The organism is Streptomyces sp. URMC 126 (assembly GCF_051386555.1).
Taxonomy (GTDB): Bacteria; Actinomycetota; Actinomycetes; order Streptomycetales; family Streptomycetaceae; genus Streptomyces.
Genome location: NZ_JBPQTX010000515.1, coordinates 1 through 2,975, shown reverse-complemented (window position 1 = coordinate 2,975; position 2,975 = coordinate 1). Strand labels below are relative to the sequence as shown.

Below are 2,975 nucleotides of genomic sequence, written 5' to 3'. Positions count from 1 at the left end.
GGCAGCGGCAGGGCGGAGACCGGGCGGCGGGGGTCGGCCAGGACGGCGGCGAACAGGGCCTCCAGTTCGGCCGTGAACCGGTCCACCGACTCCGGGTCGAACAGGTCGGCCCCGGCCCGTACGCCGCCCTCGACCCGTCCCTCGTTCTCCCAGTAGTGCAGCACGAGGTCGAACTCGGAGGTGTCGAGGCCGAAGTCGAAGGCCCCGACCTCCAGGTCGCCCATCCGTGCCGTACCGGCCACGTTCTCCTCGACGACCGCCGCCTGGAAGAGGGGGTTGTCGCCGTGGTTGCGGCCCGGGCGGAGCTCGGCCGCCAGCACCTCGATCGGGGTGTCCCGGTGGGCGTAGGCCCCCAGGCACATCCGCCGTACCCGGTCCAGGACCTCGGTGAACGACGGGTCGCCGGAGAGGTCGGCGCGCAGGGCGAGGGTGTTGGCGAAGAAGCCGACGAGGTTCTCGGTCTCGGGCAGGTCGCGGCCGTGGACGACGGAGCCGGTGACGATGTCGGTGCCGCCGGTGCGCCGGTGCATCAGGGTCTTGAAGCCGGCCAGCAGGACCATGAACAGCGTCGCCTGGTGCTCGCGGGCGAGGGCCCGGAGCCCGTCGGAGACCTCCGCGGAGAGGCGGAACGCCCGGCTGACGGCCTGGAGGCTGGTGGGCCCGCGGCGCGGCCGGTCGGCGAGCCGGTCGAGGTTCGGCAGCGGCTCGCGGAGGACGTCCCGCCAGTGGGCGAGCCGCCGTTCCAGTTCCTCGCCGCGCAGCAGGGCGCGCTGCCACTCGGCGAAGTCGCCGTAGGTCACGGGCAGTTCGGGGAGCTTGGGGAAGGGGCGGCCCGCCGCGGCGGCCGCGTAGCAGGCGTAGAGCTCGCGGAAGAGGATGCCCATGGACATGCCGTCGCCGACGAGGTGGTGCATCGTCACCATGAGGACGTGCTCGTCGGGTCCCAGCGGGGTGAGGTCGAAGCGGATCAGCGGGCCCCGGGTCAGGTCGAACGGCCGCTGGGAGATGTCCCGGAGCCGCTCCGCCACGTCCTCGCCCGGGGCGGGCGGGGCGCCTTCGGCGAGGGCGAGGGGCTGCCGGGCCGGGAAGAGCTGCCGGGGCTCGCCGTCGTGGACGTCGAAGACGGTCCGCAGGGCCTCGTGCCGGGCCAGGAGGTGGTCGAGGGACCGGCGCAGGGCGTCCCGGTCGAGGGGGCCGCGCAGCCGGATGGCCTCGACCATGTTGTGGTAGGGGTTGCCGGGGTGCAACTGGGCCAGGAACCAGAGGCGTTCCTGGGCGAACGACAGCACGGCGGTGTCCCGCCGGGCGCGGCGCGGGACGGTGGGGCCCGCCGTCCGGCCGCCGCCGGCCAGCCACTTCTCCAGCAGGCGCTGTTTGGTCGCGGACAGCTTCGCCGCGTCGTCGGCGAGGGGGCCGGATGGGGCCATGTGAGCGTCAACCTCCGCTGGGTACCGCGTCGTCCGCTATTCCGACAGGAGCCGGGCGGCGTCGTCGTCCGACATGGCGGCGAGCTTCTCGTGCAGCCGCCGTTCGACGGTCGCGGCCGTGCCGGCCACCGTCTGGGTCTCCGCGAGCAGGTCGGTCACGGTGAGGGTGACCGGCAGGACGGCCTGGAGCCGGGCCACGACCTGGGCGGCGAGCAGCGAGTGCCCGCCGAGGTCGAAGAAGTTGTCGTGCGCGCCGACCGGGGCGACGCCCATGACCTCCTGCCAGACGCCGGCCACCGTCTCCTCCAGGGGCGTGCGGGGCGCGGTGTAGGGGGTGGGCAGGTCCGGGCGGGCGTACCGGGTGAGGGTCGGCGGTTCCTCCGCCGGCTCCTCCGCCGGCTCCGGCGCGGTCTCGGGTGCCGGCTCCGGGGCGCGGGCCGGCGGTGTGGCGCCGGTCGCGGCCGGCGGGTCGACGAAGAAGCGCTGCCGCTCGAAGGGGTAGGTGGGCAGCGGCACCCGGCGGGCGCCGGGCCGGGAGGCCGGTTCGACGGGCACGCCCCGGCTCCACAGGTGGCCGGCGGCCTCCAGGAGGGGCGCGGCGTCGGGGGCGTCGTGGCGGGTGCCGAGGGTGGGCACCACGGGGGGCTGCCCCGGGCGGGCGTCCCGGGAGGCGAGGGCGCGCAGGGTGTTCCCGGCGCCCACTTCCAGCAGGAGCCGGCCGGGCTCCGCCCGCAGGGTGCGGAGCGCGTCGGCGAAGAGGACGGGGGCGCGCAGCTGGCGGCCCCAGTAGGCGGGGTCGGTGGCCTGCCCGGGGGTGATCCAGGTGCCGGTGACGCAGGAGAGGAACGGCACGGCCGGCGGGTTGAGCCGGACGCCGGCGACGGCGGCGGTGAACTCCGGTACGGCCGGGTCCATCGACGGGGAGTGGAAGGCGTGCGAGGTGTGCAGCGTCCGGGCGTCCGTCCCCTCGGTGGTGAGCCGCCCGACGAGGTCCCGGACGGCGTCCGCCGGGCCGGAGACGACGGTCTGGTCGGCCGCGTTGACGACGGCGACGGTGAGGTCCGGGGTCCCCGCGAGGAGTTCGCGGACCCGGTCGGCGGGGAGCGGCACCGCGGCCATGGCGCCGGGGGCGCAGCCGTCGACGAGCTCGCCGCGGCGGGCCACCAGGCGCAGGGCGTCGGGCAGGGTCATGACGCCGGCCAGGCAGGCGGCGGTGAACTCGCCGACGCTGTGGCCCAGCATGGCGGCCGGGCGGATACCCCACTCCTCCAGCAGCCGGGCGAGGGCGTACTGGGTGACGAAGAGGGCGGGCTGGGCGAGCCGCGTCCTGGTCAGGCGTTCCGCGGCGCGCTCGGGATCGGCGTCCGGGCCGGGGAGGAGGGTGGCGCGCAGGTCCTCGCCGAGCAGGGGGGCGAGGAGGCCGGCGCACTCGTCGACGGCGGCCCGGTAGCCGGGCTCGGTGGCGTAGAGGCCGCGGCCCATGCCGACGCGCTGGCTGCCCTGGCCGGGGAAGAGGAACGCCGGGGCGGGGGCTGTCTCTTATACACA

At 76.1% G+C, this 2,975-nt stretch carries 2 protein-coding genes and 1 pseudogene; all 3 read right to left on the bottom strand.

Annotation, left to right across the window (positions count from 1 at the left end):
* A partial coding sequence (locus ACSNOK_RS32145) for a condensation domain-containing protein (RefSeq protein WP_436784319.1) occupies positions 1 to 1,427 on the bottom strand: 1,427 nt, incomplete at its 3' end.
* A gap of 36 nt (positions 1,428 to 1,463) precedes the next feature.
* Positions 1,464 to 1,724: a phosphopantetheine-binding protein gene (locus tag ACSNOK_RS32140; RefSeq protein ID WP_436784320.1), complete on the bottom strand. Its 261-nt coding sequence runs from the start codon at positions 1,722 to 1,724 to the stop codon at positions 1,464 to 1,466.
* Positions 1,725 to 2,138: 414 nt separating this feature from the next.
* Positions 2,139 to 2,933, bottom strand: a pseudogene (locus ACSNOK_RS32135) (acyltransferase domain-containing protein); the annotation flags it as partial.
* Positions 2,934 to 2,975 lie beyond the last annotated feature (42 nt).